Source organism: Nocardiopsis lucentensis DSM 44048 (assembly GCF_000341125.1).
GTDB lineage: Bacteria > Actinomycetota > Actinomycetes > Streptosporangiales > Streptosporangiaceae > Nocardiopsis > Nocardiopsis lucentensis.
This window is the reverse complement of sequence record NZ_ANBC01000574.1, coordinates 1-25,057: the sequence shown is the minus strand read 5'-3', so window position 1 is coordinate 25,057 and position 25,057 is coordinate 1. Positions and strand designations below refer to the sequence as shown.

Below are 25,057 nucleotides of genomic sequence, written 5' to 3'. Positions count from 1 at the left end.
ATGGGCGCGGTCCCCGCCGATCCGGCCGGAACGACGCTCACCGGGCTGTTCACCGTCTGCGGTGCCCTGCTCGGCGGTCTCGTCGGCTTCACCCTGCTCCACGGTCGCGGCTGGTACAGCGCCGAGGGAGCCCTGACCGCCCGCGCCGCGCGCTTCGTCCTCGGCACCTCGGTCGTGGTGCTCCTCCAGGTGGCCGAGGACCTCCTCCTCGGCGGACTGACCGGGTTCGCCGAGGCCGCGGCCGCGTTCGCCGTCTACACCCTCATCGCGCTGTGGGCCTCCTTCGGGGCGCCCGAGACCTTCGTCCGCAGCGGCTTGGCCCGCCGCCCCGAGGCCGCGGTCGCCGCCACGGACGGTGCCGCCGACGCCTGAGTGAACCCGTGAGTAGACTCACACCGCCTAGGCCCCGAGGGCACGACCAGGTAGGATCCGGATCGACGACAGTCGAACGCGTGCTCCGGGGTCGGTGAAAGTCCGAACCGGCGGTGACAGTCCGCGACCCGGCCGAAGCCATCGGCCGGTTGAACCGGTGGAATTCCGGTACCGACGGTGAGAGTCCGGATGGGAGGCAGTACGCGTTGGGACGGGTCCCACCGGCGTGCCGCGCGCGCCTTCGGCCCCGCCCCGTCGTGGACCCGATTCCACACCCCCATGCCCCGGAGCGCCATGAGGCGAAGGGATGACAAGGGTGTTCACCGGAATCGTGGAGGAACTCGGCGAGGTCGTGTCCATCGAACCCGCCGGAACCACGGGCGAGTCGCTCCTACTGACCGTGCGCGGACCGCTGGTCTCCTCCGACGCGGGCCACGGCGACTCCATCGCGGTCAACGGCGTGTGCCTGACCGTGGTCGGACAGGGTGAGGGCACCTTCACCGCCGACGTCATGAAGGAGTCCCTCGACCGCTCCTCCCTGGGCGCGCTCGTCCCCGGCTCCCCGGTCAACCTCGAACGGGCGGCCCGCGCCGACGGCCGTCTCGGCGGCCACATCGTGCAGGGCCACGTCGACGGCACCGCGCGTCTGGTCTCCCGAAACCCCGGCGACAACTGGGACGTCCTGCGGTTCGACCTGTCCGCCGAGCTGTCCCCGTACGTGGTCGAGAAGGGTTCGATCACCGTGGACGGCACCAGTCTGACCGTCTCCGCCGTCAGCGCCCCCGACGCCTCCGAGGAGTTCTTCGAGGTCAGCCTCATCCCGGAGACCCTGCGGGCCACCACCCTGGGCGAGCTCGCCCCCGGCGCCACCGTCAACGTCGAGGTGGACGTCGTCGCCAAGTACGTCGAGCGCATCGCCGCCGTCACCGCGGCCCGCGCCCGCGGCTGACCCGACCTCCGGGGGCGAGACCCCCGACGGGCCGCCACGCACCCACCACACCACCAGCAGTCATCTCCTGGGAGCCGTCATGACCGTCACCGACACCACACCAGGCACCGCGGACACCACCGAACCGGCCGTGGTCCTCGACTCCATCGGCGACGCGGTCGCCGACTTCGCCGCCGGACGCGCGATCGTGGTCGTGGACGACGAGGACCGCGAGAACGAGGGCGACATCATCTTCGCCGCCGAGCTCGCCACCCCCGAACTCCTGGCGTTCATGATCCGCCACACCTCCGGCGTGGTGTGCGTTCCCATGGAGGGCGACGACCTCGACCGCCTCGACCTCCCCCTGATGACCGCACGCAACGAGGAGAGCCTGCGCACCGCCTACACGGTGACCGTCGACGCGCGCGAGGGCGTCACCACCGGCATCTCCGCCGCCGACCGGGCACGCACCATCCGACTGCTGGCCGACACCGACAGCCGTCCCGTCGACTTCGTGCGCCCCGGCCACATCCTCCCGCTGCGCGCCCGCCCGGGCGGCGTGCTCGCCCGCCGGGGCCACACCGAGGCCTCCGTCGACTTCGCGCGGCTGGCCGGGCTGCGCCCCGCCGGGGTCCTGGCCGAGGTGGTCAACGACGACGGCACCATGGCGCGCCTGCCCCGCCTGCGCGAGTTCGCCGACGAGCACGGCCTGAAGCTGGTGTCGGTCGAGCAGTTGGCCGCCCACCGCGCCGCCCTCGGTCACACCCTCACCTCCGACCAGGCCGCCCCGCCGCTGGTCACCCGCATGGTGGAGACCCGCATGCCCAACGAGCACGGAGAGTGGCGCGCCATCGGGTTCAAGGGCACGACCGACGGCGCCGAGCACGTCGCGCTCGTGTACGGCGACCTCACCGACGGCACCGACGTCCTGGCCCGTCTGCACTCGGAGTGCCTGACCGGAGACGCCTTCGGTTCGCACCGCTGCGACTGCGGCGCCCAGCTCGACGCGGCCATGGCCGACATCGCCCAGGAGGGGCGCGGGGTCGTCGTCTACCTGGGTGGCCACGAGGGCCGGGGGATCGGACTGCTGCACAAGCTGCGCGCCTACAGCCTCCAGGACCAGGGAGTGGACACCGTCGACGCCAACCTGCGCCTGGGCCTGCCCGCCGACGCGCGCGAGTTCGGCGCGGGCGCCCAGATCCTCACCGACCTGGGCGTCACCTCGGTCCGGCTGCTGTCCAACAACCCGGCCAAGGCCGAGGGGCTGACGGCGCACGGCGTCCACGTGGCGGAGCGGGTGGCCATGCCCTCCTTCGTCACCCGGGACAACATCACGTACCTGCGCACCAAGCGGGACCGGATGGGACACGAGCTGAGCGGCGTGGCCCAGTAGGATCCGATCCGCCGCCCCGCCACCGCCGACACCGCGCCCGTCACGGGGACGCGTCGGCACCGACCCCCACCGCACCGACACAGGGAGAACACATGAGTGGAGAAGGCCGCCCCGACGCCCAGGAGGTCGACGCCTCGGGGATGTCGGTGGGCATCGTCGTCACCCGCTGGAACGCGCAGATCGTCGAACCGATGCTGGCCCGGGCCCTTGACGTGATCAAGGCCTCCGGCGCGGTCGACCCCGTCGTGGTGCGGGTGGCCGGCGCGGTCGAGATCCCCGTCGTCGCCCAGGAGCTGGCCCGCAAGCACGACGCGGTCATCGCCCTGGGCGCGGTCATCCGCGGCGGCACCCCGCACTTCGACTACGTGTGCCAGTCGGTGACCCACGGGCTCACCGAGGTCGCACTGCGTGAGGCCACCCCCGTGGGCAACGGGGTGCTCACCTGTGACACCCTGGAGCAGGCACGCGACCGCGCGGGCCTGCCCGGAAGCGCCGAGGACAAGGGCGCGGAGGCGACCTGGGCCGCCCTGGACACGGCGGCGGCCCTGCGCGGTCTGCGACGTTGACCCCCGCCTTCCGGTCGGCCCGACCGGAACGCGTCGACCCCGGGGACGACGCGTAGTGAGCCCCGGAAGCGGGGCCGAGCCTGGAGCAGTAGGTGCGAACGAGGGAACGACCGGTGGACGAGACGGAGCGCGGGCCCGCACTTCCGCGGACCTGGCGGCCGAGGGCGGTACGGATCGTCGCCTACGGGATGGGGTTGCTGGTCGTGGCCACCATGGTGGTGCTGACGGTGATCCTGCCCGAGGACTGGCGGTTGCAGGACCGGGTGCTGCTGGTCATGCTGGGCCTGGTGATCGCCGCCGGCCTGCACCTGCTCGCCCGGCCCAGGCTCGTGGCCGCCGAGCACAACGTGACCGTGGTCAACGGCATCCGCACCCACGTGCTGGCCTGGCCGGAGATCGTCGACATCCGTATGCCGGTCGGCGAGCCCTGGCCGTCAGTGGACCTGTCCGACGGCACCACCCTCGCCGTGATGGGCATTCAGAGCGCCGACGGGGAGCGGGCGCGCCGCGACCTGGAGGAGTTCCGCGCCATGCTGCACGAGCGCGGTGAGGCACCGGAACCCGGCGGCTCGTAGACATCTACCAGGGGGGTCCCCGTTTCTTGGCGGAACGGGGACTCCCTTTGTGTTGGGTGGGGCACATACGTTGGTATCGAAGGTCGTGTGGGGGAACGCGGAAGGGGTATCCGAGTGCGCGACATCCGAGCGGCCGTGGCCGATCTCCACGCCACCGGCGAGACGTTCGCATTGGCCACGGTGATCGACACCGACAAGAGCGCGCCCCGCGATCCCGGAGCCGCCATGGCCGTGGGCGACTCCGGCGAGGTCGTCGGCTCCATCTCCGGCGGTTGCGTGGAGGGCGCGGTCTACGAGGAGGCCCTGGAGGCCATCCGCACGGGCCGACCGGTCCGCCGCACCTACGGTGTGAGCGATGAAGAGGCCTTCAGCGTCGGCCTCACCTGCGGCGGCACGCTGCACGTGTTCGTCGAGCCGGTCAGCCGAGCGACCTTCCCCGAGCTGGGATCGGTCCTTGCGGCCATCGACGAGCACCAGCCGGTCGCCGTCGCCACCGTGGTGTCCGACCCCTCCGACTCCGGTCGGCTGGGGCGCCGCCGCGTCGTGTGGCCGGACCACGCCGAGGGTGACCTGGGGCCGGCCGCCGGCCGCCTCACCGACGCCCTCGACGACGACGTGCGCGGGATGCTGGCCCAGGGCAGCACGGGCCTCCTGCGCTACGGGGTGGACGGCCAGCGGCGCGGCGACGCGCTGGAGGTCTTCGTCCAGTCCTTCGCGCCCGCCCCGCGCATGCTGGTCTTCGGCGCGATCGACTTCGCCGCCGCCGTCGCCGACCTGGGCTCCTACCTCGGTTACCGGGTGACGGTCTGCGACGCGCGTCCGGTGTTCGCCACGCCCAAGCGCTTTCCCACCGCGGACGAGGTGGTCGTCAAGTGGCCGCACGTGTTCGTGGACGAGATCGCCGACCAGATCGACGAGCGCACGGTCGTGTGCGTACTCACCCACGACCCCAAGTTCGACGTCCCCGTCATCAAGGCGGCCCTGGCCACCCGGGCGGGCTACATCGGCGCGATGGGGTCGCGGCGCACCCACGAGGACCGGCTGGAACGCCTGCGCGAGGCCGGGGTGGGCGAGGAGGACCTGGTGCGCCTGCACTCGCCGATCGGTCTGGACCTGGGTGCCAGGACCCCGGAGGAGACCGCCGTGTCCATCGCGGCCGAGCTCGTCCAGACGCGTTGGGGCGGGAGCGGTCGTGCCCTGCGCGAGACGAGCGGTCGTATCCACCGCGACACGCGCCCGCTCGTTCCGGCCGGATTCGGTCACACCCACAAGTGAACCGAAACCCGACGTCCTGTGAAGTGCCTGGTCACAGCGGTGTCGGCGCGCGGAGCCGGGAAGCTTCTCCAGCGGACCAGCGCGCGTGCGCCACGCACCCGCCGGGTGCGTGGCATCATCACGACATGGTGACTGGGGACACGGGGAACGCGGGGAGCGAACGGGCGGGAGCTGTGGCGGGGCTGCTGCTGGCGGCGGGTTCGGGGAGCCGCCTCGGACGCCCCAAGGCCCTGGTCGAGGTGGGCGGTGAACGCCTGGTCGACCGGGGCGTGCGCACTCTGGCCGCGGGTGGCTGCGCCCCCGTCCTGGTGGTGCTGGGCGCGGCGGACACCTCCGTACGCGGCGCCCTCACGGTGCTCAACCCCGACTGGGCCACGGGGATGGGCTCCTCGGTGCGGGCCGGGATCGACGCCCTGCCCGACACGGTGGACGCCGTTCTCGTCGCCCTGGCCGACCAGCCCCTGGTCACCCCGGAGGCGGTGCGCCGACTCCTGAGGGTCCACGCCCAGGGCGCCCGCGCCGCCGTGGCCACCTACGCGGGAAATCCGCGCAACCCCGTCCTCCTGGGCCGGGAACACTGGTCCACGGTGCACGCCATAGCCGTGCGCGACGTGGGAGCACGCCCCTTCCTGCGCACCTACTCGCACCTGGTGACCACCGTGGAGTGCGACGACGTCGCCAGCCCCGAGGACATCGACACCACCGAGGACCTCGTACGGGTCAGCGGCATGATCGACGGCCACTGACGCGCGCGTGGGCCCGTGAGGGCGACGGGTGGGCCGAAGCGAAGCGGCAGGCCCGAACAGGCACTGCTAGCCCAGCAGCCCGTCCAGCGGGATGAGCACCCCCGAGCCCAGCGCCAGCAGCCCCGTCGACAGCAGGATCAGGAGCATGGACAGCGATCCCGCCACGGCCAACCGGAAGGCGGCGAGTCGGCGCCGGGCACGGGAGGAGCTGCGCTGGTTGGCCGCCGACCGTCCCAGCAGCACCAGGACCACGGCCAGCACCACCGGCAACCACCACGCGGTCTCCACCGGTTCCGGCAGGAGACCGGTCACCATGCCCGCGGCCCGGGACAGCCCCGCCAGGACGCCGTCGCGAGCGGAGTCCACCAGGCCGCTGTAGAGCGGGGTGACGAACGCGCTCTCCGGGTAGTAGCCGCCGTCGGGGCGCAGTGCCCGGCCCAGCCCGTCGATCAGGCCGAGCAGGGCGGCGGGGTAGGCGAACCGACGGCACCGGCCCGCCCGCATCGCCCGCTGGATCTGGTTCATCGTCCGGTCGACACGGCGCCTGGCCCGCTCCTGGGCACGCCGCGACCTGGACGTCTCCTCGGGGCCCTGCGGTACCGGGCGGCCGAACTCGTCGACCCTCGGGGGGCCGTCCGGTCGTACCGGTGCGGTGGCGGCCTCGGCGCGGCGCCGGCGGGCGCCCTCCCAACGCTCCTTGGCCCCGTCCCACCGCTCCCGCGCGGACCCGGCCAGTGACGCCCACCGGTCCTGCCGCCGTGCGCGGCCGTCGGCACGCTCGCGGTCGGCGATCAGGCCGCCGACCCGGTCGGCTTCGGGCAGCAGCGTCGCGGCGGCGACCAGGGCGGCACGTGTCGTGACCGCCTCGCCGCCCTTGCCGTCACGCAGGGCCAGGCGCCGCTGTTCGACCCACCAGGGGGCGTGCGGCGCGGCGCTGCGCTCGGTCGGGTGCCAGGACTGGCGGCGCAGCACGGAGCGGTGGTTCGATGCGGTCTCCGGGTCCAGCACCAACTCGACCGCCCGGGCCCACGCCGTGTCCATCTCGTGCGGTTCGGGCCGCCGGGGCGCGTCGGCGCCCGACACGACCACTCGCTCGACGGTCTCGACCACCTTGCGCATGACCAGCGGTACCTCGTGCTGGACGCGCTCCAGCAGGGCGCACCGCCCGGAGCCGCCCGAACGGCAGGACGGGTGCGGGCACCAGTGCTGCGCGGCCAGCCCCACGACTCCCGAGGCGACCGCCTCACGCACCACCGCGTGGCGGCTCGCCTCACCGGTGGCCAGCGCCATGAGTCCGTCCGCGCTGATCTCGTGGCCGCGGAACCTGGGTGGCATGCCCGGGACGTAGCGGGCCGCCAGCGCGCTGATCGCCACGTGCGCCAACCGGGGATCGGAGTCCAGACCGGTCAGGTACGAGCGGTCGAAGGTGTAGTCGTTGACCTCGCGGTCCAGCCAGCTGCGCAGCTCCGGCCAGTGCGTGCGCAGCCACATCGCGCCGGTGTCGGAGCGGTCGAGCAGATCGAAGGCCAGGCTCGGCGGGTCCTCGTGGCTGGCGCCGGCGAACACGATCGGACGGGTGCGGCGTGCGGTCCGGATCTGGGGCCGCTCACCGGCCAGCCACTGGGTCACCTCGTCGTGGCCCCATCGGGCGGCGGGGGAGGGCGTGAGCAGTCCGCGTGCGAGCAGGCGCCAGCGTTCGTCGGTGATCGCCGAGACGTCCACCTCGGTGTTGCGGGCGGTGAGCCAGTTGCCGCCGCGTTCGGGACGGCGTCCGGTGACCAGCTCGTGGACCATGACGCCGAGGGACCACCAGGCGGCCGGGGCCTCCCGGCGACCCTCGATCACCTCGGGCGCGGCGTAGTCCTCGGTGACGGCCAGTCCGCCGTAGACACGGCTCATCGTGGCGCGGACCGCGCCACCGAAGTCGGTGAGGGCCACGACCGGCGGGTCGAGGGAGCGCAGCAGCAGGTTCTCGGGCTTGACGTCGGTGTGGTTGTGCTGGAGGTCGTGCTGCCAGTGGTGCAGGCACTCGGCGACGGCGGACACCACCGCGCGGGCGCGCCCGTCGTCGAGCGGCGCCTCGTCCATGAGCGTGCGCAGTGATCCTCGCGCGAAGTACTCCTGGGCCTCCCAGGCCAGGTCCTCACCCCAGGAGCTGGAGGAGGACCCGTAGCCCTGGATGGCGGGTGTGTGCGGTGAGGAGGTGCCTCGGGCGCGCAGCCGGTCCAGGAGTTCGCGGTTGATGTCGTGACCGGGGCGGTACACCTTGAGGGCCAGTTCGCGGCCGGGTTCGTCGGTGGGTTCGGCGAGGTAGACGACGGCCTCCCCGCCCGAACCCAGGTGGCCGCGGATCTGGTAGCGGCGGCGCAGGTCGGCGGGTACCGCGTAGTCCAGGTCGTTCGCCGGCCCGACGACCACGCGGGAGACCAGACGGGTCAGCCAGCCCAGCACGGGGCCGAGGAGTGTCCGCCACCACGCGCCGTGGCCGGAGGGCCGGTCGTCGCGCCGGCCCGCCGGTGGCGCCGCCGCGCGGCCGGGCGGTCGGCGGCGCGGGGGAGTCCACACGCGTGCCGTTGGGCGGGACGGAACCCGCCCCGGGGTCGACCACGCGCGTGGGAGCGTCGTCGTCCGCGTGCGCTGAGCCGGGCCGCAGTACGCGTGTGACCCACCGCGTGGCACCAGCGGTGGGACCGGTCCGCGTGGTTGGCGCGGCGGGCTCGATCCTTCGTGTCGGCGCGTTCTCGTCACCGGGTTCGGGCGTGACCATCGAGGTCGGGGCCACCCTTCGGCTAGCTGGTCGGGTACGGGTTCCGGGGGACCGGCGGACCCTTCCACACTAGGTCGCACGCCCGACCCCTCGTGTGGGGTCGCGCGTTCGGGTCACCGCTCACTCCTGTCTCTCCTTGGACTCCCGACGGAGGGCGGGAGTTCCGGATCAGGGGTGTCGTCTCCGGCTCACCCCGTGCGCGTGGCGATCAGTGGCCGCGAGGGGTGACGCCGAGCCGCTCGCAGGCCTCCTGGTACATGCGTACGACCTCGGTCCGGATCTGCGCGCGCTCGGTGAGCGGGTGGGACCAGGGGACGCGTACGGTGCGCTCGGCACCCTCCACCACGACCGCGTAGTCGCCGCCGTCGCCGTCCAGACCGGTCATCCGGGCCGCCGTGGCCTCGGGACAGCCGCCCAGGGCACGGCAGATGAGCAGGGTGTCCTCCGGGTGGTCGCCGTTCATGTGCGCGGTGACGGCGGAGACGACCTCGTCGGAGAAGGGCTTGGAGGGCACGAGCGCTCCCGTGGGTGGGTCGGGGACACGAGTGGGGGAGGGCCTCGTGGCCCTCCCCCAACGACGATATCCGACATCCACAGTTTCATGACGGTGTGTCGTCACCTGTGGCGCGTGCTCGCCCCTCTCCGGCGCGCGGGGCCGGTCCGGTGTCCGCCCTCGCGTCCGTCGCGCGCCGTTCGCCCGACCGGTCTCAGGCCTGGCGGGTGAACTCGGCGTCGATCTCGATCGCGATCTTGTCGCCGATGACCACGCCGCCGCCGTCCATCGGCAGCTCGATGTCCACGCCGAACCGCTTGCGGCTGATCGTCGTGGTGGCGGCGAACCCGGCGCGCTCCAGGCCGTAGGGGTCGAGGGTGGAGCCGTTGAACTCCAGCGCGAGCTCGACCGGGTTGGTGATGCCCTTGATGGTCAGGTCGCCCTTGAGGACGAACTCCTCACCCTTGGCCTCCAGGCCGGTGGAGCGGAAGGAGAACTCCGGGTGCGTGTCGACGTGGAAGAAGTCGGCGGACCGGACGTGGTTGTCGCGGTCGGCGTTGTCGGTGTTGATCGAGCCGGCGTCGATGGTCGCGACCACCGAGGCCTTCGCCGGGTCCTCGGGGACGGTCAGCGTGGCGTCGAACTTCTCGAAGCGTCCGCGCACCTTGCTCACCATCATGTGGCGGACCGAGAAGCCGACCACCGAGTGGGTGGGATCGATGCTCCAGGTGCCGGCCTTGAGTTCCTGTGCTGCCATGGTCTGTCTCCCTGTGCTGCCTGGACCCGGGCGCGGGCCCTTGTGCTTGCTAGTAACAAAGTACCCCAGAAGTATCTTCCTGGGAAGGGGAATTGCGTGTGTGTCCCCGCTCACACGACGGATTCGCCGATAGAATGGGCGGTATGGAGAAGGCCACGTGGCTCAGCGCCGACGAACAAAGCGTCTGGCGGAGCATCCTGAGAGTCAACGCGGCGCTCTACGACGGCCTGGAACGGGACCTGCGCTCCCGGTGCGGCATCTCGCTCGTGGAGTACGGCATCCTCGTCCACCTCTCCGAGGCCGAGGACCGACGGCTGCGCATGCGCGCTCTGGCCGACAGCGTCATCGTGTCCAAGAGCCGCCTCTCGCACCAGGTCGCGCGGCTGGAGCGCGACGGCTACGTGCGTCGCGAACACTGCGACGACGACCGCCGCGGCCTGTGGGCCGTCCTCACCGACGATGGCGCCGAACTCCTGGAACGCGCCGCCCCCGGCCACGCCACGAAGGTGCGTGAACTGCTGTTCGACCGACTCAACGCCGTGCAGCTCGTCCAACTCGGCTCGGTGGTCACCGCCCTCGAAGGTGACACCTCCGCGGGAACCGGCCGGAACCCCGCCTGACGGCCGGCCACCGATTCGTCGACGCCCGGTAGAGTCGGGGTCCGTGAGCAGACCATCCATCATCGGCGCCCAGAACTTCCGCGACGACGACGGCAGCGCCGACCCCGAGGTCGAGACGCGCCTGCGCGACCACGCGGCGGGCCGGGTCGGGGACCGCCAGGTCCTGTCCGCGCTCGCCGACTCCCGTGTGCTCATCCCCGTCGTGGCCGTGGCCACGGAGACGGAAACGGGCGCCGCCGGGCTCACCAAGGACAAGTCGAGCGAGGTCGCCGTCCCCATCATGACCGGCAAGGACGGGCGTCGCGGCGTGCTCGCCTTCACTTCCGTCGACGCGGTGCGGCGCTGGCGCCCCGACGCCCGTCCCGTCCCCTTCACCACCCAGGACGCGTGCAAGGCCGCGGTCGAGGAGGGCGCCGACGCCCTGGTCGTCGACGTGTCCGGACCCCAGCCCTACACCGTCCAGGGCCGGTTCCTCGGACTGCTCGCCGAACACGGGCACGTCCCCGAACCCAAGGACGACCCGCAGGTCCTCGCGCTCATCTACCGCGTCACACACGCCGAGTTCGGCATCGAGCGAGTACGCGTCCACCGGTCCGAGCGCGCTGAGATCGGCATCCGCCTCGAACTCGACGAACGGGACGACGAGGTCCTGCGCCGGGTCGCCGAGCGCCTGCGGGCCGAGCTCGGCCACGTCCTGCCCGGGGGCGTCGAACTCAGCGCGGTCGTGCGCGCACGCCGGGACGCGGACTGACCCGCGTGCGGGTCGTCCAGGGTTTGTCCACAGGTCGAGGTCGGGTACTGTCGCCGCACCCTCGCCGCGGGTAGGTTTCCTACCATGGCCACCCCCTCGCTGCTCGCGCTCCCGGCCCAGCTCTGGCCGGTCGCCACCGCCGTCGCGGTCCTGCTCGGGCTGTCCGGGGCGCTGGTCGGCCTCGTCACCGGACGACTCGTGTACCTGTTCGCCGCGGCCCGCCCGGACACCCGCTCGCGCGGACGCGCCGCCGTCCACGCCGTGGAGGCGGCTCCCTCCGCGCCCGGCGCGGACCCGGACCCCGCCCTCGACGAGGACGAGGGGCCGCCGCCCCCGCGCTGCCCGCACTGCCGCGCCGAACTCCGCTTCGCCCGCGGACTCCCCACCGTCGCGGACCGCGGTTTCCGGCGCCGGGGCAGATGCCCCCACTGCGAACAGGTCGTGGGTCCGCATCCCGCGGCCGTCGCCGCCACCGCGGTCCTGTACGCGCTCGTCGGCGCCCTGGCGGTCCACCACGTCTCCTGGTTCCCCCTCGGTCACCTGGCCGTGCTCTGGCTGGTGACGATCGGGGTGCCGCTGGCCGTCGTCGACCTGCGCGTGATGCGGCTGCCCAACGACCTCGTCGCCCCCGCCTACCCGGTGGCGGGACTGCTTCTGGCCGGCGCCGCCCTCACCGCGCCCGGCGGACCCGACCTCGGCGCGGCGGTGGGGGCCCTCACCGGCATGGTGCTCGTCGCCGTGCTCTTCTGGCTCCTGTGGCGCGTCAACCCCCGGGGTATGGGCTTCGGCGACGTGAAACTGTCTGGACTGACCGGGCTCTACTGCGGCTGGGCGGCCGGGCCCATGGGCGCCCTGGTGGCGATCTTCTGGGCCTTCGCCGCCTTCTGCCTGGTGGTGGCGGTCCTCCTCGCCCTGCGCCGCCTCGCCCGGAGCGAACCCTTCCCGCTGGGGCCCTTCCTGTTGGCCACGACCCTCGCCACTGTTCTGGCAGGTCAGCCCCTGGTGTCCGGATGGTGATATCCGATGCCGCGTCCAGCGGCGATCCATGGGAAGATCGTGCACATGTTGCGTTGGCTGACCGCGGGGGAGTCCCACGGGCCGGCACTCGTCGCGATTCTGGAGGGCCTTCCGGCCGGTGTGTCCGTCACCTCTGACGACATCGCCGCCGCACTGCTCCGCCGACGCGCCGGGTACGGCCGTGGTGCCCGGATGAAGTTCGAACAGGACCAGGTCTCCGTCATCGGAGGCATTCGCCACGGCCGGACCCAGGGGGGACCGGTCGCGATCGAGGTGGGTAACACCGAGTGGCCCAAGTGGGAGAAGGTGATGTCGCCCGACCCCGTGTCCGCCGAGGAGCTGGCGGACATCGCGCGGGGCGCGCCGCTCACCCGGCCCCGCCCCGGGCACGCCGACCTGGTCGGCATGCAAAAGTACGGCCACGAGGAGTCCCGGCCGATCCTGGAGCGCGCCAGCGCCCGTGAGACCGCGGCCCGGGTCGCCGTCGGCGAGGTCGCCCGGCAGTTCTGCCGCCAGGCGCTGGGAATCGAGATCCTCAGCCACGTCGTGTCCATGGGGCCTGTCGCGGTTCCCGAGGGCTCCGCCGAGCCCCGCCCCGAGGACCTGGCCGCCGTCGACGCCGACCCGGTGCGCTGCTTCGACGCCGAGACCAGCGCCCGCATGGTCGAGGAGATCGACGACACCAAGAAGAGCGGCGACACCCTCGGGGGCGTGGTCGAGGTGCTCGCCTACGGCCTGCCTCCCGGCCTGGGCAGCCACGTCCACTGGGACCGCCGCCTGGACGCCCGGCTGGCCGGAGCCCTCATGGGCATCCAGGCCATCAAGGGGGTGGAGGTCGGCGACGGCTTCCGCACCGCCGCGCGCCGCGGCTCCGTCGCCCACGACGAGATCGAGCCCGGCCCCGACGGCGTACGTCGCCGGACCAACCGCGCGGGCGGTGTCGAGGGCGGCATGAGCACCGGCGACCCGCTGCGCGTGCGCGCCGCGATGAAGCCGATCGCCACCGTGCCCAGGGCGCTCGACACCATCGACACGGAGACGGGTGAACCCGCCCGGGCCCACCACCAGCGCAGCGACGTCACCGCGGTCCCGGCCGCGGGCGTGGTCGCCGAGTCCATGGTCGCGCTGGTCCTGGCCGAGGCCGCCGTGGAGAAGTTCGGCGGGGACTCGGTCGCCGAGACCACCCGCAACCTGCGCGGCTACCTGGACTCGCTCACCATCCGGTAGGGCGTGTGCGCCGAACACGCCCTGAGCCGGAGGCGGTGGTCCCGGCCGGGTGCCGGGCCCACCGCGTGCGCGTGGTCGCGGGACGGGCGGGTCTGCTAGACAGATGTTGGACGAGGACGACATGCGGTTCCCCGCGTGCGCGGGGATGGACAGGCGGGCGAGTGTGGCCAGAGCGATCGCGGTGCTCATCGGATCCCCAGGGTCGGGCAAGTCGACCGTGGGGCGTGCCCTGGCCGAACGCCTGGGCGCCGAACTCCTGTGCACCGACACCGAGATCGAGAAGCGCGCGGGCAAGCCGATCGGTGACATCTTCGTCGAGGACGGCGAGCCGCACTTCCGCGCGCTGGAACGCGAGGTCGTCGCCGAGGGGTTGCGCTCATGGGAGGGCGTGATCGCCGTCGGCGGCGGCGCCGTCCTGGACGAGGACACCCGAGCCGACCTCGCCGACCACCACGTGGTCTACCTCCAGGTCGAGTTCGCCGAGGCGGCCAAGCGCGTGGGCATGGACGTCGCCCGGCCCCTGCTCGCGGGCAACCCGCGCACCCGGCTCCGCAAGCTCCTCGACGAGCGCCTGCCCATCTACGAGGGCCTGGCCACGGTCACCGTGCCCACCACGGACCAGCACCCCGAAGAGATCGTCGACGCCATCCTGCCCACCCTCGGGTCCGGGCGGACGACTGGAAAGGCCCAGCAGTGACCGTGACCCGCATCGGCGTCGGCGAACCCTCCGCCCGCTACGACGTGGTGGTCGGCAGCGGCGTCCTCGCCGAACTGCCCTCGTTGGTCGGTTCAGCGGCCCAGGTCGCCGTCATCCACCCCCGGAGCCTCGGCGAGATCGCCCGTCCCGTCATCGGCGCGCTGGAGGCCGCCGGGTACACGGTCCGGCCCATGCCGGTACCGGACGGTGAGGCCGCCAAGACCGCCGCCGTGGCCACCGACCTGTGGTCCCGGCTCGGCCAGCACAACTTCACGCGCACCGACGCGATCGTCGGCGTCGGTGGCGGCGCCACCACCGACCTGTCCGGCTTCGTCGCCGCCTCCTGGCTCCGCGGCGTCCGCTCGATCCTGGTCCCCACCACCCTGCTCGGCATGGTCGACGCCGCCGTCGGAGGCAAGACCGGGATCAACACCCCCGAGGGCAAGAACCTCGTCGGAGCCTTCCACCCGCCCGCCGGGGTCCTGTGCGACCTGGCGACTCTGCCGAGTCTGCCTCGGGCGGACTACGTGGGCGGCCTCGCCGAGGTCGTCAAGGCGGGGTTCATCGACGACCCCGTCATCTGCGACCTCATCGAGGACGACCCCGAGGGCGCCACCCTCCCCGAGGGCAAGCACACCCGCGAACTCATCGAACGCGCCATCCGGGTCAAGGCCGACGTCGTCTCCGGCGACCTCAGGGAGAGCGGTCGCAGGGAGATCCTCAACTACGGCCACACGCTCGGCCACGCCATCGAACGCGCCGAGAACTACACCTTCCGGCACGGCTACGCGGTGTCCATCGGCATGGTCTTCGCCGCCGAACTGGCCCGCCTCGACGGCCGTATCGACTCCGGTCTGGTCGAACGCCACCGCTCGTTGCTGACCTCGGTCGGCCTGCCCGTCTCCTACGCCGCCGAGGCCTGGCCCGAGCTGCGGGCCGCGATGAGCGTCGACAAGAAGGCCCGCGGGGCCACCCTGCGCTTCGTCGTGCTGGACGCTCTGGCGAGCCCCACCATCCTCAGCGCCCCCGCCCCCGAACTGCTGGACGCGGCCTACCGCGCGGTTACCGGCGGCGCCTGAGTCCCGCGAAGCCACTAGACTGCCCATAGGAGGGGTGCGCCCCGGCGGCCCGACGCCGCTGGTCAGTACCTGAGGACTTCCGGTCCCCACCCCACCGATCACCGGCCGGAGCACCGCGCCCGGTCCCGACGTGTCAGACCCCTTGGAGAGACGACCGAAGTGGCCACGACGAACGACATCAAGAACGGCAAGACCCTGCGACTCGACGGCGTCCTGTGGAACGTCCTGGAGTTCCAGCACGTCAAGCCGGGCAAGGGCGGCGCGTTCGTCCGCACGAAGCTGAAGAACGTCCTCACGGGCAAGATCGTCGACAGGACCTTCAACGCCGGGGCCAAGGTCGAGTTCGCCGATGTCGACCGCCGCGACATGGAGTACCTGTACAACGACGGCGCGAACTTCGTCTTCATGGACTCCACCACCTTCGACCAGCTCGAGGTCGGCTCCGCGGTCGTCGGCGACAACGCCAACTTCCTCCTGGAGAACACCAAGGTCACGGTGGCCACCCACGAGGGCGACCCGCTCTACATCGAGCTTCCCGCCGCGGTCGAGATGGAGATCACCCAGACCGACCCCGGTGTCCAGGGCGACCGCTCCACCGGCGGCACCAAGCCCGCCACCGTCCAGACCGGTGCCACCATCCAGGTGCCCCTGTTCATCACCACCGGCGAGCGCGTCAAGGTCGACACCCGCACGGGTGACTACCTCGGGCGAGTCAACTGATGAGCGGAGCACGGCGCAAGGCGCGGCGGCGCGCGGTCGAGGTCCTCTACGAATCCGAGGTCCGCGGTATCTCGGTCGACGACGTCATCAGTCGTCGCCGGGCCCAGCCCGAGCCGCCGATCAACGAGTTCACCGAGAACCTGGCCCGGGCGGTCGACGAGCGGCGCACGCGTATCGACGAGCTGCTGGACACCTACGCCATCGGCTGGACCCTGGAGCGCATGCCCGTCGTCGACCGCAACATCCTGCGGATGGGCGCCTACGAGCTGCTGTGGGCCGAGGACATCCCCGACGGTGTGGCGATCGCCGAGGCGGTTGGTGTGGCCAAGGAGCTGTCCACCGACGAGTCGCCGAACTTCGTCAGCGGACTTCTGTCACGCTTGATGGAGAACAAGGCACAGCTCGCCCTCTGACGGCGGCCACGCGAGGGCGGCCACGGGCGGGGACACCGGATTGAGGGGACGCAGGTGACTGACAGGACCAGCGCGACCGCGACCACCAGCGGCTTCGGCGCGGGCGGCGCGACCGGGCCGGGACGGGCGGCCAACGCGGCGCGCACCGCCGTGGTGTGGGACGCCCTCGCGGAACTGCTGGCCCGTCTCGGGTCGGGGCCCCTGGAGATCGTCGACGCGGGTGGCGGCACGGGCGGTGCCGCCGTCCCGCTCGCCGAACTCGGCCACCGCGTGACCGTCGTGGAGCCCAACCCCGACTCCCTGGCCGCCCTGGAGCGCCGCGCCGCGGAGCGCGGTGTCACGGTGCGCGGCGTCCAGGGCGAGACCCGTGACCTGGCCTCGCTGTTCGCCCAGGGCAGCGCCGACCTCGTCCTGGTGCACAACGTGCTGGAGTACGTGGAGGACCCCGCCGGGGCACTGCACGACGTCGTCGGAGTCATCCGCCCCGGCGGGGCGGTGAGTCTGCTGGTCACCAACGCCGTCGCCGGGGCACTGCACCGGGCGCTGGCCGGGCACATCGCCGATGCCGCTCACCTGCTCGCCGACCCCGAGGGACGGTGGGGCGAGGGCGACCCGATGCCGCGCCGCTTCACCCGCCAGCAGCTCCTGGCCCTGATCGGTGAGGCCGGTCTCACCGGTGAGCGGATCCGCGGCGTGCGCGTGTTCGCCGACGTCCTGCCCGGGCACGCCTGGGAGGGCGACCTCCACGCCGGGCAGCGCCTGGTGGAGTTGGAGAAGGCCGCCGCCGACCACCCGGAGCTGGTCGGTATCGCCACGCAGTTGCACGCCGTCGCGCATCGCCCCTGAGGCCGCCCGCCCCGCGCGGCCGCGACGGTCGGCCCGCGCGGTGGGGCGGCCGTCCCCGGAGCGGGCGTAACCTGGGCCCATGAGCCGACGCCAACTGGAGCGCGGTGCCGCGCTGCGCGGAATGGCCACCCCCGACGGGATCGTCGCGCTGGGATCGGACTTCCCCGCGGACGGGTCGGGCCCCGACGCGGGATGCGACATCCTGCACCTGGACATGGACGCGTTCTTCGCCAGCGTCGAGCAACGGCGCGACCCCGAGGCCAGGGGGCGCCCGGTCATCGTCGGCGGGACCGGACCGCGCGGGGTGGTCTCCTCGGCCGACTACCTCGCCCGGGCCAAGGGCGTCCACTCGGCGATGCCCATGGTGCGGGCGACGCGCCTGTGTCCGGAAGCGGTCGTGTTCCCTCCGGACGGAGCCGCCTACCGTGCCGCCTCCGAGGCCGTCATGGACATCCTGCGGTCGGTGACCCCCCTCGTCCAGCCGCTCTCCCTCGACGAGGCCTTCCTGGACGTGTCCGGGGCGCGCAGGCGGCTCGGCGGACCCGTGCGCATCGCGGCGATGATCCGGGAACGCGTCCGAGCCGAGCAGCGGCTGACCTGCTCGGTGGGTGTGGCCGCCACCAGGTTCGTCGCCAAACTCGGCTCCACGCACTGCAAACCCGACGGTCTGCTCTTGGTCCCCACCGACCACACGCGCTCCTTCCTGGACCCGCTCCCGGTGGGGGCGCTGCCCGGTGTGGGAGACCGGACCGAGCAGACCCTGACGAGGCTGGGGCTGCGCACGGTCGGCGCCCTGGCCCGAACCGACCCCCACCTGTTGCGGATGGAGCTGGGAGCCAAGGCGGGCACCCGCCTGTCGGAGCTGGCACGCGGTGTGGACGGGACTCCGGTGGTGCCGGAGACCCATGACAAGAGCGTCGGGGCCGAGGAGACCTTCGACGCGGACGTGGGTGACCCGGAGGTGATCAACCGCGAGCTGTTGCGGCTGTCCGAGAAAGTGGCGCGGCGCCTGCGCACCTCGGGGCAGGTGGGGCGCACGGTGAGCGTGAAACTGCGGCGGGCGGACTTTTCCACCATCACCCGGTCGCGGACCCTTCCCGAGGCCACGGACGTGGGCCGGGAGATCAGCGCGGTGGCACGCGAACTGTACGCCGCGGCGGGACTGGAACGGATGAAGTTGCGGCTGGTCGGCGTTCGGGTGGAGGGGGTGGTCCCCGCCGCTCAGGCTCCGCGTCAGCTGGCCCTGGGTGAGAAGGAGAGCGGTTGGCGTGACGTCGAACGCGTGATGGACCGGGTGACCGCCCGGTTCGGTCCTGGCGCGATACAGTCGGCGGTACTGGCCAAGCGTGACGAAAACGACGTATGATTCCGCAACTTCCGGACCCCTCCGAGCGTTCTTACGGTAGGACCGGAGTCAGGGTAGGCAGAGAGGCATGGAAGCCGGTGTTTCCGATACAGGGTGTGGGTACCGTGACCCAAGTGGGTCAGGTGGTCACGCAGCTTTTCTTTCCAGCAGGCGCTAGCGCGCCGTATTCTGGGCATACCACTGACCGAGAGACTGTTCATCAGTACCCGTCACCCCAACCGGGGACTGTCGTAGGGAGGCGCCGTGCCGCTCTCTGAACACGAGCAGCGCATGCTCGACCAGATCGAGCGGGCGCTGTATGCCGAGGACCCGAAGTTCGCGAACACCGTTCGGCAAACGAACCCCGCGGTCCATTACAAGCGCTGGATCATCAAGGCCGTACTCGGTTTCGTCATCGGTGTCGTACTGCTGCTGGCGGGCCTCCTGATCGGTAACCCGGTCATGCAGGTACTCATCAGCGTCCTTGGCTTCATCGTCATGCTGGCGTGCTTCCTATGGGGCGCCAACGCGTGGCGTAAGGCGGCCGGAGGGGGAGCCGAGGCCGCGGTGCCCGCCGCGGACACGAAGCAGAAGCGCAAGGGCACACGTCCGGGCATGATGCACCGGTTCGAGGAGCGGTGGCGTCGCCGCCAGGAGGGCGAGGAGTAACCCCTCCCTCGCGGTGGGCCCGGACGGCGCTCCGGCTCCCACCCCTTGGAGTGATGCGTCGGCGCGGCCGGGGACGGCACGAAGAGCACGGAAGCGGCGGGGTCAGGATGAGGACCCCGCCGCTTCTCGTGTTCGGGGGCGCGTCCGCTGACCGGGGGCACCGGTCAACCCCTCCCGCCCCGACGGCGGACACGGAAGACCCCCGGGCCCGTCCCGGGACAAGGGACCGGCCCGGGGGTTTCCCGGCGGCTCTCTCAGGCGGCCGTCGGCGCGGGTCGCACGTCCGGTCGCGGACGGTGCCACGGCGCCAGCGAACGCGGCAGCAGCACCGCCCTGAACCTGGCTCCTCGGCCGCCGGCCGCGACCAGTCCGGCACGGGCCGCGCGCAGGTCCTCCCGCGCGCCCGGAGCGGCGGCGGGCTCGGGCGCGTACCGGGCGGACTCCTCACCCAGCGCCAGGCGCCACAGCGCCGCACGGGCCTCCTCCGGTACCGCTTCCCGCGCCGCGAGGCGTGCGGCCGTCGCCCGCGGGCTCTCCGTCAGATCCCACGCCACACCCAGGTCCAGACAGGTGTCCCGCAGCTCCCGCCACGCGGCGTGTGCCGCGACGGCGGCGGAGCCCCCCGTGAGGGCGGCCGTGCGTGATCCGCGCACCGCGATCCGGGCGAGGGCGGGAAGGGCGACCAGCAGCAGCGCGCCCACGACCGGCAGCCACACGAGGGCGGCCCAGCCGCCCGAGTCCGACTCCGTGTCGGCGCCCGCCGCCGTCTCGTCCGTCTCCTCGTCCTCGGGGGCCGCGCTCCCCTCGGGCCCGTCGGTCGGCTCGTCGTTCTCACGCTCGTCGTCGGCGGAGGGCTCGGTCTCCGGACGCTCCGTCTCCTCGTCCTCCGGCTCGCCGACACCCTCGCCTTCGGTGTAGTCGGGCACGGTGGCCGTCTCCTGGCCGTCGGTGGGGGTCGGCTCGAACCGCACCCAGCCCACGCCCTCGAAGTACAGCTCCGGCCAGGCGTGCGCGTCACCCGTGGACACCGACCAGCGGCCGTCGCCCATCCGCTGGCCCGGAGTGAAACCGGTCGCCACGCGGGCGGGGATGTCGGCCTGGCGCGCCATGACCGCCATCGCGCCCGCGAACTGCTGGCAGTACCCCACCCGGTCCTCCAACAGGAAGTGGACCAGCGGGTCGCCTCCCTCGGGGACCTGGGGCGGACTCAGGTCGTAGCGGAAGTCCCCCTGGGTGAAGTGCTCCCGGAGGGCGACGGCCCGTTCGTAGGGCGAGTCCGCGCCCTCGGTCACCGTCTCGGTCAGCTCCGCCACGCGTGGGTCCACGTCGTCGGGCAGCCAGAGGAAGGAACCCGGCACCGACCGCGGCCGCCCCGTCTCCGCCAGCTCGTCCGCCGACAGCGTGACCGACGCGGACTCGACGGTGTAGCTGAGGCCGGTGCGCGGGCTGTCGGTGGTGAACACCACGAGACTCTCGGGGTCGGCGTACCACTCACCGGACACCTCCACCGAGCGCGGCCAGTACGGCATCGGCAGGAAGTCCGGGCCGAGCGCGTCGGAGTCCATGGAGATCCGCGTGGTCGCGGTGGGACCGTCGGGCTCGCCGGACCACCCCGTCGGCAGCGGCAGGTCGTCCCCGACCCGGGAGTCGCGGTCCGCCTCGACCGGCGTCATCGTCCAGTCCACGCCGTCGAACTCGTCCAGCACGTGCGTGCGCAGGTAGTCGGGCTCCTCGGCGTCGGTGGTGTAGGTGAACAGCGTTCGGTTCGAGTCGGCGTTCAGGTTGCTGCGGAGCGAGACCAACGGGTCCATGATGGTGATGCCGTTCGGCCCGTTGCCGATGTAGGTGCCGTCCGCGGCCTGGTGGATGACGTCGCTGCGCAGCGACGGAACCGCCAGCGGGACCGTGAGTGCCAGCAGCACCGCCGCCGCGACGGACACCCCGACGACGGCCGTGCGCCGCAGGCCGACCAGGAACCGCGTCGAGAGGTCGCGCCCGTCGGGCACGAGGATCCCCCATTCCCGGCCGCGCAGCCACACGTCCACGGCCAACAGGGCGAGGAACCCGACCGAGGCGCTGATCGCGGCTCCCGGGGCCACCCCCCCGTCGTCCACCACCAGGGGGACCGCCAACAGCGCGATCAGTAGACCCCCGACCATCCCGGGACAGCGGGCGGTCACGGCGAGGAAGTCCGCGGCCATCGCGATGACGCCGAAGGCCACCGCGATGATCAGTGCGACCCCCGCGGTCCCGGTGACCGGAGGGGTGCCGGTGTCGACGGCGTCGATCCCGCGCTCCAGCACGCGTACCAGTTCGAGGAAGGTGTCGGAGGTGGGGACCACCCCCAGGACGGCGGTGTGCGCCGCGAACAGCGGGGTGAGCAGCAACGTCATGACGAGGATCTGGAGGAAGGGCACGGCCGTGGCGCTCCACCCGGTCAACCGGTAGAGCGCCGAGGCCGCCGCCGCGCCGACCATCATCGCCACGGCCGGGAACCACCAACCGGAGCCGGTCACGACCGTGCCGAGCAGCGGAACCGCCGTCACGAGGCTGACCAGTGTGGCCGTCGGCATCAGGGCGGGCAGGGCTCTCAACGCGGACCCTCCAAGGGGGTGGTCGGCCCGGCCGCCGGGGCGGGGGCGCCCGCCCGCCGCCACAGGGGAGGCAGCTCACCGGGCGTGGAGACGGTCAGGACTCGCCACCCGGCGGACGCCAGGAGCTCACCGGCGCCGTTCGGGGCGTCGGCGGAGGACCAGGCGGCCCGGGCGCACAGTACGGCCAGGCGCGTACCGCCGCGGATCGCCGACAGCGCCGCGACCTCCTCGGGGTCCATCGCTCCCAGGACCGCCACCACCAGGCTGGGGGATCCGCCCCTCTGGGCGCCGAGCATGTCGACGCCGCCGAGCAGCCCCGGGACGTCGGAGGGCGCGGTCACGGCCAGACTGTCCAGGACCCCGGAGGAGGAGGCGGTGGGAACACGACCGCGCTCGGTGTACAGCCGCAGTTCGTGGCCGTTGTCGATCAGATGCACCGCGACCGAGGCGGCGGCGGACACGGCGGTCTCCAGCGAACCGGCCGGGCCCTCGCCGAGATGGGCCCGCAGCCGGGTGTCCAGCAGGACCGCGCTGTGCTCGCGCCGGTGCTGTTCGTCACGGCGCACCATGAGTTCACCGTGCTTGGCGGTGGACCGCCAGTGCACCCGGCGCAGCTCGTCGCCGTACCGGTACTCGCGGGGAACCGGGTCCTGCTCGCCGACGCCGGTCACCGACCGTCGCGGCGACTCCTCACCCTGGGAGCCGTCGACCGCCCCGAGAGGGGACAGCGGCACGGTCGACGGTGTGACGAGCAGGTGTGAGGGGGACCCGACCACGCGGGTGACGCGCACGCATCCGAGCGGGTCGGTCATTCCCACCGTCAACGGGCCGATGGCGTAGCTGCCGCGTACGGCGGGGCGCACGAGGTAGGACACGTCGCGGACCGCGCGTGCCCCCAGGTAACCGATGGTGAAGCGGGGATGGGTGCCCAGGGGCACGGGCAGGCCGTCCTGGACGAACACCGACGTGACGGGCCAGACGGAGGAGGCGTTGCCGATCCGCACCAGCACGCGCGCGTCGTGCCCGGCCGGGACCCGGTTCGGGACGAGGGTCCGGCCGTTCACGATCCGCGCCGCCGCGCCGACCAGGACGAGCGAGGCGACCGACGGAACGGCGATCAGCAGCACGCCCAGGCCCACGGCCTCGCGTTGGCGCGTGACGAGACCGGCCACGAGGGCCAGGACGCCGAAGAAGAGCACGAGGCCGCCGCGTACGGTGAGGGTCCGCCTGGTCCGGGACGGTTCCGGGGGCGTCGACTGTCCGGTCACTGCGGGCCGGGGACGGGGAGACGGGAGACCAGCTTGGCGACGATCTGCTCGGCGGACAGACGCTCCATCCCCGCCTCGGGGCTGGGCAGCAGCCGGTGCGCCAGGACCGGTACGGCCAGGGCCTGGATGTCGTCGGGGACGACGTAGTGCCGACCGTCCAGGGCGGCGTAGGCGCGGGCGGCGCGTACCAGGTGCAGTGTCGCGCGGGGGGAGGCGCCCAACCGCAGCTCGGGGCTGGTCCGCGTGGAGTTGACCAGGTCGACGATGTAGCGGCGCATCCCGGGCGCGACGTGCACCGACCGTACCTGGTCGGCCAGGTCGCGGACGTGCGCCGCGTTGGTGACCGGCGCCAGGGCGTCCAGGGGCGAGTGGGCGCTGTGCGCGTCGATCATGTCCAGTTCGGCCTGGGGCGCGGGGTAGCCGACGGAGACACGGGCCATGAACCGGTCCCGCTGCGCCTCGGGGAGGGCGTAGGTGCCCTCCATGTCCGAGGGGTTCTGCGTGGCCACCACCATGAAGGGGCGCTCCAGCGTACGGGACTGGCCGTCGGTGCTGACCTGGCGCTCCTCCATGCACTCCAGGAGGGCGGCCTGGGTCTTGGGGGAGGCGCGGTTGATCTCGTCGCCCAGGACGATGTTGGCGAACACCGGGCCGGGGTTGAACTCGAACTCGTGCCGGTCCTGGTGGTAGACGTTCACGCCGGTGATGTCGCTGGGCAGCAGGTCCGGGGTGAACTGGATCCGCTGCACCGAGCAGTCGACCGCCCGGCCCAGGGCCTTGCCGAGCATCGTCTTGCCCACGCCGGGCACGTCCTCGATGAGGAGGTGGCCCTCGGCGAGCAGGACCGTCAGCGCGACGCGCAGGACCTCCGGCTTGCCCTCGATGACGGTCTCGATCGCGCCGCGGACGCGGTCGGCGACGGTGACGATCTCGCCGACGTTGGCTTGGACCCCGCCCTCGTGACCGCCGTGGTGTGTGCCGAGTGACACGAGACCCCTCCCGCTCGTCCTGGCTCTGTGTGTCGGTGTCGCTCCGAGGCTAGGCCCATTCGGAGCGATTGCAAATCAAAGTGCCGGAATCGGTCGCCGTTCGTGCTGGTCGGCGAGGTCTGACGTGAGAACCGGGGGTGCGACGCTCCGAAACCCCGCCACCCGCCTCCGTTCCGGCTCCCTTTTCCTCTTCTTCCCTGTCCCCCTACTCCCCGCGCGCGGGCGCGAGGGGGCGGGCCGGACTCGGGCCGCCCGGCGCCCCACCCGGACCCCACGCTCGTGACCTGCGTTTTCGAGGACGAATCGGCGCAGGGACACGGGTTGACGCTGTTGACGGTGGGGGAGAGTGGAGTAAGGTGGGGAATCGTGGGGAAAACGAGGTTCCCACGACGGGGTGAGGGAGGTGAGGCCGTGTTTCTCGGCACTCACACGCCTCGCCTCGACCAGAAGGGGCGGCTGTTCCTTCCGGCGAAGTACCGCGACGAACTGTCGGGGGGGTTGGTGATCACGAAGGGTCAGGAGCACTGTCTCTACGTGTTTCCGGTAGAGGAGTTCCGGCGCGTCACGGAGGCGCTCAGCTCCGCCCCGGTCACCGCCAAGGCGGTTCGCGACTACGGTCGGGTCCTCTTCGCCAGCGCGTCCGACGAGTCCTGCGACAAGCAGGGCAGGATCACCATCCCGCCGAAACTGCGTGACTACGCGGGTCTGGACCGCGAGTGCGTCGTCATCGGCGCCAACACGCGGTTGGAGATCTGGGCGGCTCAGGCCTGGTCGGACTACGAGGCCGAGCAGGAGCAGGCCTTCGCGCGACTCTCGGAGGAGGTGCTGCCCGGGGTGCTGTGACACCGGCGCTGTCGCCGGTGGGTCCAGCACGACAGTCCACACCCTCGCAAGCCGGGGTCCGGCCGGACCCGCGGACACGGCACGGACGAGCTGGCGCGACTTCCCCG

At 72.5% G+C, this 25,057-nt stretch carries 24 protein-coding genes, 1 pseudogene and 1 riboswitch; of the genes and pseudogenes, 19 read left to right on the top strand and 6 right to left on the bottom strand.

Going from position 1 to position 25,057, the window contains the following annotated elements; translation table 11 throughout:
* The 7 genes and pseudogenes from D471_RS40335 to D471_RS0120055 all read left to right on the top strand — a co-directional run.
* Positions 1–372, top strand: a pseudogene (locus tag D471_RS40335) (phosphatase PAP2 family protein); the annotation flags it as partial.
* Between the two features lie 76 nt (positions 373–448).
* Positions 449–579, top strand: a riboswitch (FMN riboswitch).
* A gap of 109 nt (positions 580–688) precedes the next feature.
* Positions 689–1,321: a riboflavin synthase gene (locus tag D471_RS0120080; RefSeq protein WP_017600276.1), complete on the top strand. Its 633-nt coding sequence runs from the start codon at positions 689–691 to the stop codon at positions 1,319–1,321.
* Between the two features lie 79 nt (positions 1,322–1,400).
* On the top strand, positions 1,401–2,693 hold the full coding sequence (locus tag D471_RS0120075; RefSeq protein WP_017600275.1) for a bifunctional 3,4-dihydroxy-2-butanone-4-phosphate synthase/GTP cyclohydrolase II: 1,293 nt from the start codon (positions 1,401–1,403) through the stop codon (positions 2,691–2,693).
* Between the two features lie 92 nt (positions 2,694–2,785).
* The gene (ribH, locus tag D471_RS0120070; RefSeq protein WP_017600274.1) at positions 2,786–3,259 is read left to right on the top strand and encodes a 6,7-dimethyl-8-ribityllumazine synthase; all 474 of its coding nucleotides are present in this window, start codon (positions 2,786–2,788) and stop codon (positions 3,257–3,259) included.
* 113 nt (positions 3,260–3,372) lie between these two features.
* Positions 3,373–3,834, top strand: a complete 462-nt coding sequence (locus D471_RS0120065; RefSeq protein WP_017600273.1) for a PH domain-containing protein — start codon at positions 3,373–3,375, stop codon at positions 3,832–3,834.
* Positions 3,835–3,948: 114 nt separating this feature from the next.
* Complete coding sequence (locus tag D471_RS0120060) at positions 3,949–5,109, top strand: XdhC family protein (protein ID WP_017600272.1); 1,161 nt, start codon at positions 3,949–3,951, stop codon at positions 5,107–5,109.
* 173 nt (positions 5,110–5,282) lie between these two features.
* A complete protein-coding gene (locus D471_RS0120055) occupies positions 5,283–5,855 on the top strand; it encodes a nucleotidyltransferase family protein (protein WP_017600271.1) in 573 nt (190 codons plus the stop codon).
* 66 nt (positions 5,856–5,921) lie between these two features.
* Here D471_RS0120055 and D471_RS35285 read toward each other — a convergent pair whose 3' ends face one another.
* From D471_RS35285 to D471_RS0120040, 3 genes are all read right to left on the bottom strand, one after another.
* On the bottom strand, positions 5,922–8,420 hold the full coding sequence (locus D471_RS35285) for a protein kinase domain-containing protein (RefSeq protein ID WP_241479663.1): 2,499 nt from the start codon (positions 8,418–8,420) through the stop codon (positions 5,922–5,924).
* A gap of 410 nt (positions 8,421–8,830) precedes the next feature.
* A complete protein-coding gene (locus D471_RS0120045) occupies positions 8,831–9,085 on the bottom strand; it encodes a DUF2470 domain-containing protein (RefSeq protein WP_083924267.1) in 255 nt (84 codons plus the stop codon).
* A 244-nt stretch (positions 9,086–9,329) separates the two neighbouring features.
* Entirely contained in the window at positions 9,330–9,872 is a 543-nt protein-coding gene (locus D471_RS0120040) for a YceI family protein (protein WP_017600268.1), read from the bottom strand.
* Between the two features lie 143 nt (positions 9,873–10,015).
* Here D471_RS0120040 and D471_RS0120035 point away from each other — a divergent pair, with 143 nt between their 5' ends.
* The 11 genes from D471_RS0120035 to D471_RS0119985 all read left to right on the top strand — a co-directional run bounded on the left by D471_RS0120035 (position 10,016) and on the right by D471_RS0119985 (position 19,256).
* The gene (locus D471_RS0120035; RefSeq protein ID WP_040690446.1) at positions 10,016–10,492 is read left to right on the top strand and encodes a MarR family winged helix-turn-helix transcriptional regulator; all 477 of its coding nucleotides are present in this window, start codon (positions 10,016–10,018) and stop codon (positions 10,490–10,492) included.
* Between the two features lie 43 nt (positions 10,493–10,535).
* Positions 10,536–11,243, top strand: coding sequence for an SseB family protein (locus tag D471_RS0120030; RefSeq protein WP_017600266.1), 708 nt, complete (start codon positions 10,536–10,538; stop codon positions 11,241–11,243).
* An 84-nt stretch (positions 11,244–11,327) separates the two neighbouring features.
* Positions 11,328–12,260, top strand: coding sequence for a prepilin peptidase (locus D471_RS0120025; RefSeq protein WP_017600265.1), 933 nt, complete (start codon positions 11,328–11,330; stop codon positions 12,258–12,260).
* A gap of 45 nt (positions 12,261–12,305) precedes the next feature.
* Positions 12,306–13,487 carry a chorismate synthase gene (gene aroC / locus D471_RS0120020; RefSeq protein ID WP_017600264.1) on the top strand — a complete coding sequence of 394 codons (1,182 nt, stop codon included), beginning with the start codon at positions 12,306–12,308 and terminating at the stop codon, positions 13,485–13,487.
* Between the two features lie 181 nt (positions 13,488–13,668).
* On the top strand, positions 13,669–14,184 hold the full coding sequence (locus D471_RS0120015; RefSeq protein WP_026127895.1) for a shikimate kinase: 516 nt from the start codon (positions 13,669–13,671) through the stop codon (positions 14,182–14,184).
* Positions 14,181–15,263, top strand: coding sequence for a 3-dehydroquinate synthase (gene aroB, locus D471_RS0120010; RefSeq protein WP_017600262.1), 1,083 nt, complete (start codon positions 14,181–14,183; stop codon positions 15,261–15,263). Before D471_RS0120015 ends, aroB begins: the two co-directional genes overlap by 4 nt.
* Positions 15,264–15,422: 159 nt before the next feature.
* Positions 15,423–15,983 (top strand): elongation factor P, encoded by a 561-nt coding sequence (gene efp / locus D471_RS0120005; RefSeq protein ID WP_017600261.1) that lies wholly within the window; start codon positions 15,423–15,425, stop codon positions 15,981–15,983.
* The gene (nusB, locus tag D471_RS0120000; protein ID WP_017600260.1) at positions 15,983–16,396 is read left to right on the top strand and encodes a transcription antitermination factor NusB; all 414 of its coding nucleotides are present in this window, start codon (positions 15,983–15,985) and stop codon (positions 16,394–16,396) included. Before efp ends, nusB begins: the two co-directional genes overlap by 1 nt.
* 54 nt (positions 16,397–16,450) lie before the next feature.
* Positions 16,451–17,242, top strand: a complete 792-nt coding sequence (locus D471_RS0119995; protein WP_017600259.1) for a methyltransferase domain-containing protein — start codon at positions 16,451–16,453, stop codon at positions 17,240–17,242.
* Positions 17,243–17,321: 79 nt separating this feature from the next.
* A complete protein-coding gene (gene dinB / locus D471_RS0119990) occupies positions 17,322–18,608 on the top strand; it encodes a DNA polymerase IV (RefSeq protein WP_017600258.1) in 1,287 nt (428 codons plus the stop codon).
* Positions 18,609–18,851: 243 nt separating this feature from the next.
* On the top strand, positions 18,852–19,256 hold the full coding sequence (locus D471_RS0119985; RefSeq protein ID WP_026127893.1) for a DUF3040 domain-containing protein: 405 nt from the start codon (positions 18,852–18,854) through the stop codon (positions 19,254–19,256).
* A gap of 254 nt (positions 19,257–19,510) precedes the next feature.
* Here D471_RS0119985 and D471_RS0119980 read toward each other — a convergent pair whose 3' ends face one another.
* From D471_RS0119980 to D471_RS0119970, 3 genes are read right to left on the bottom strand one after another with little or no spacing between them, the layout of a single operon-like run.
* The gene (locus D471_RS0119980) at positions 19,511–21,829 is read right to left on the bottom strand and encodes a transglutaminase family protein (RefSeq protein ID WP_026127892.1); all 2,319 of its coding nucleotides are present in this window, start codon (positions 21,827–21,829) and stop codon (positions 19,511–19,513) included.
* Positions 21,830–21,846: 17 nt separating this feature from the next.
* Positions 21,847–23,118: a DUF58 domain-containing protein gene (locus D471_RS0119975; protein WP_017600255.1), complete on the bottom strand. Its 1,272-nt coding sequence runs from the start codon at positions 23,116–23,118 to the stop codon at positions 21,847–21,849.
* Positions 23,115–24,107, bottom strand: a complete 993-nt coding sequence (locus tag D471_RS0119970; protein ID WP_017600254.1) for an AAA family ATPase — start codon at positions 24,105–24,107, stop codon at positions 23,115–23,117. Before D471_RS0119970 ends, D471_RS0119975 begins: the two co-directional genes overlap by 4 nt.
* A 411-nt stretch (positions 24,108–24,518) precedes the next feature.
* Here D471_RS0119970 and mraZ point away from each other — a divergent pair, with 411 nt between their 5' ends.
* Entirely contained in the window at positions 24,519–24,950 is a 432-nt protein-coding gene (mraZ, locus tag D471_RS0119965; protein WP_017600253.1) for a division/cell wall cluster transcriptional repressor MraZ, read from the top strand.
* Positions 24,951–25,057: the final 107 nt, after the last annotated feature.

Excerpts from the sequence above, each read along its gene's own strand:
- D471_RS0120075 (WP_017600275.1), top strand. The coding sequence starts at position 1,401 with ATGACCGTCACCGACACCACACCAGGCACCGCGGACACCACCGAACCG.
- ribH (WP_017600274.1), top strand. The coding sequence starts at position 2,786 with ATGAGTGGAGAAGGCCGCCCCGACGCCCAGGAGGTCGACGCCTCGGGG.
- D471_RS0120045 (WP_083924267.1), bottom strand. The coding sequence starts at position 9,085 with ATGAACGGCGACCACCCGGAGGACACCCTGCTCATCTGCCGTGCCCTG.
- D471_RS0120040 (WP_017600268.1), bottom strand. The coding sequence starts at position 9,872 with ATGGCAGCACAGGAACTCAAGGCCGGCACCTGGAGCATCGATCCCACC.
- D471_RS0120035 (WP_040690446.1), top strand. The coding sequence starts at position 10,016 with ATGGAGAAGGCCACGTGGCTCAGCGCCGACGAACAAAGCGTCTGGCGG.
- D471_RS0120025 (WP_017600265.1), top strand. The coding sequence starts at position 11,328 with ATGGCCACCCCCTCGCTGCTCGCGCTCCCGGCCCAGCTCTGGCCGGTC.
- aroC (WP_017600264.1), top strand. The coding sequence starts at position 12,306 with ATGTTGCGTTGGCTGACCGCGGGGGAGTCCCACGGGCCGGCACTCGTC.
- nusB (WP_017600260.1), top strand. The coding sequence starts at position 15,983 with ATGAGCGGAGCACGGCGCAAGGCGCGGCGGCGCGCGGTCGAGGTCCTC.
- dinB (WP_017600258.1), top strand. The coding sequence starts at position 17,322 with ATGAGCCGACGCCAACTGGAGCGCGGTGCCGCGCTGCGCGGAATGGCC.
- D471_RS0119980 (WP_026127892.1), bottom strand. The coding sequence starts at position 21,829 with ATGCCGACGGCCACACTGGTCAGCCTCGTGACGGCGGTTCCGCTGCTC.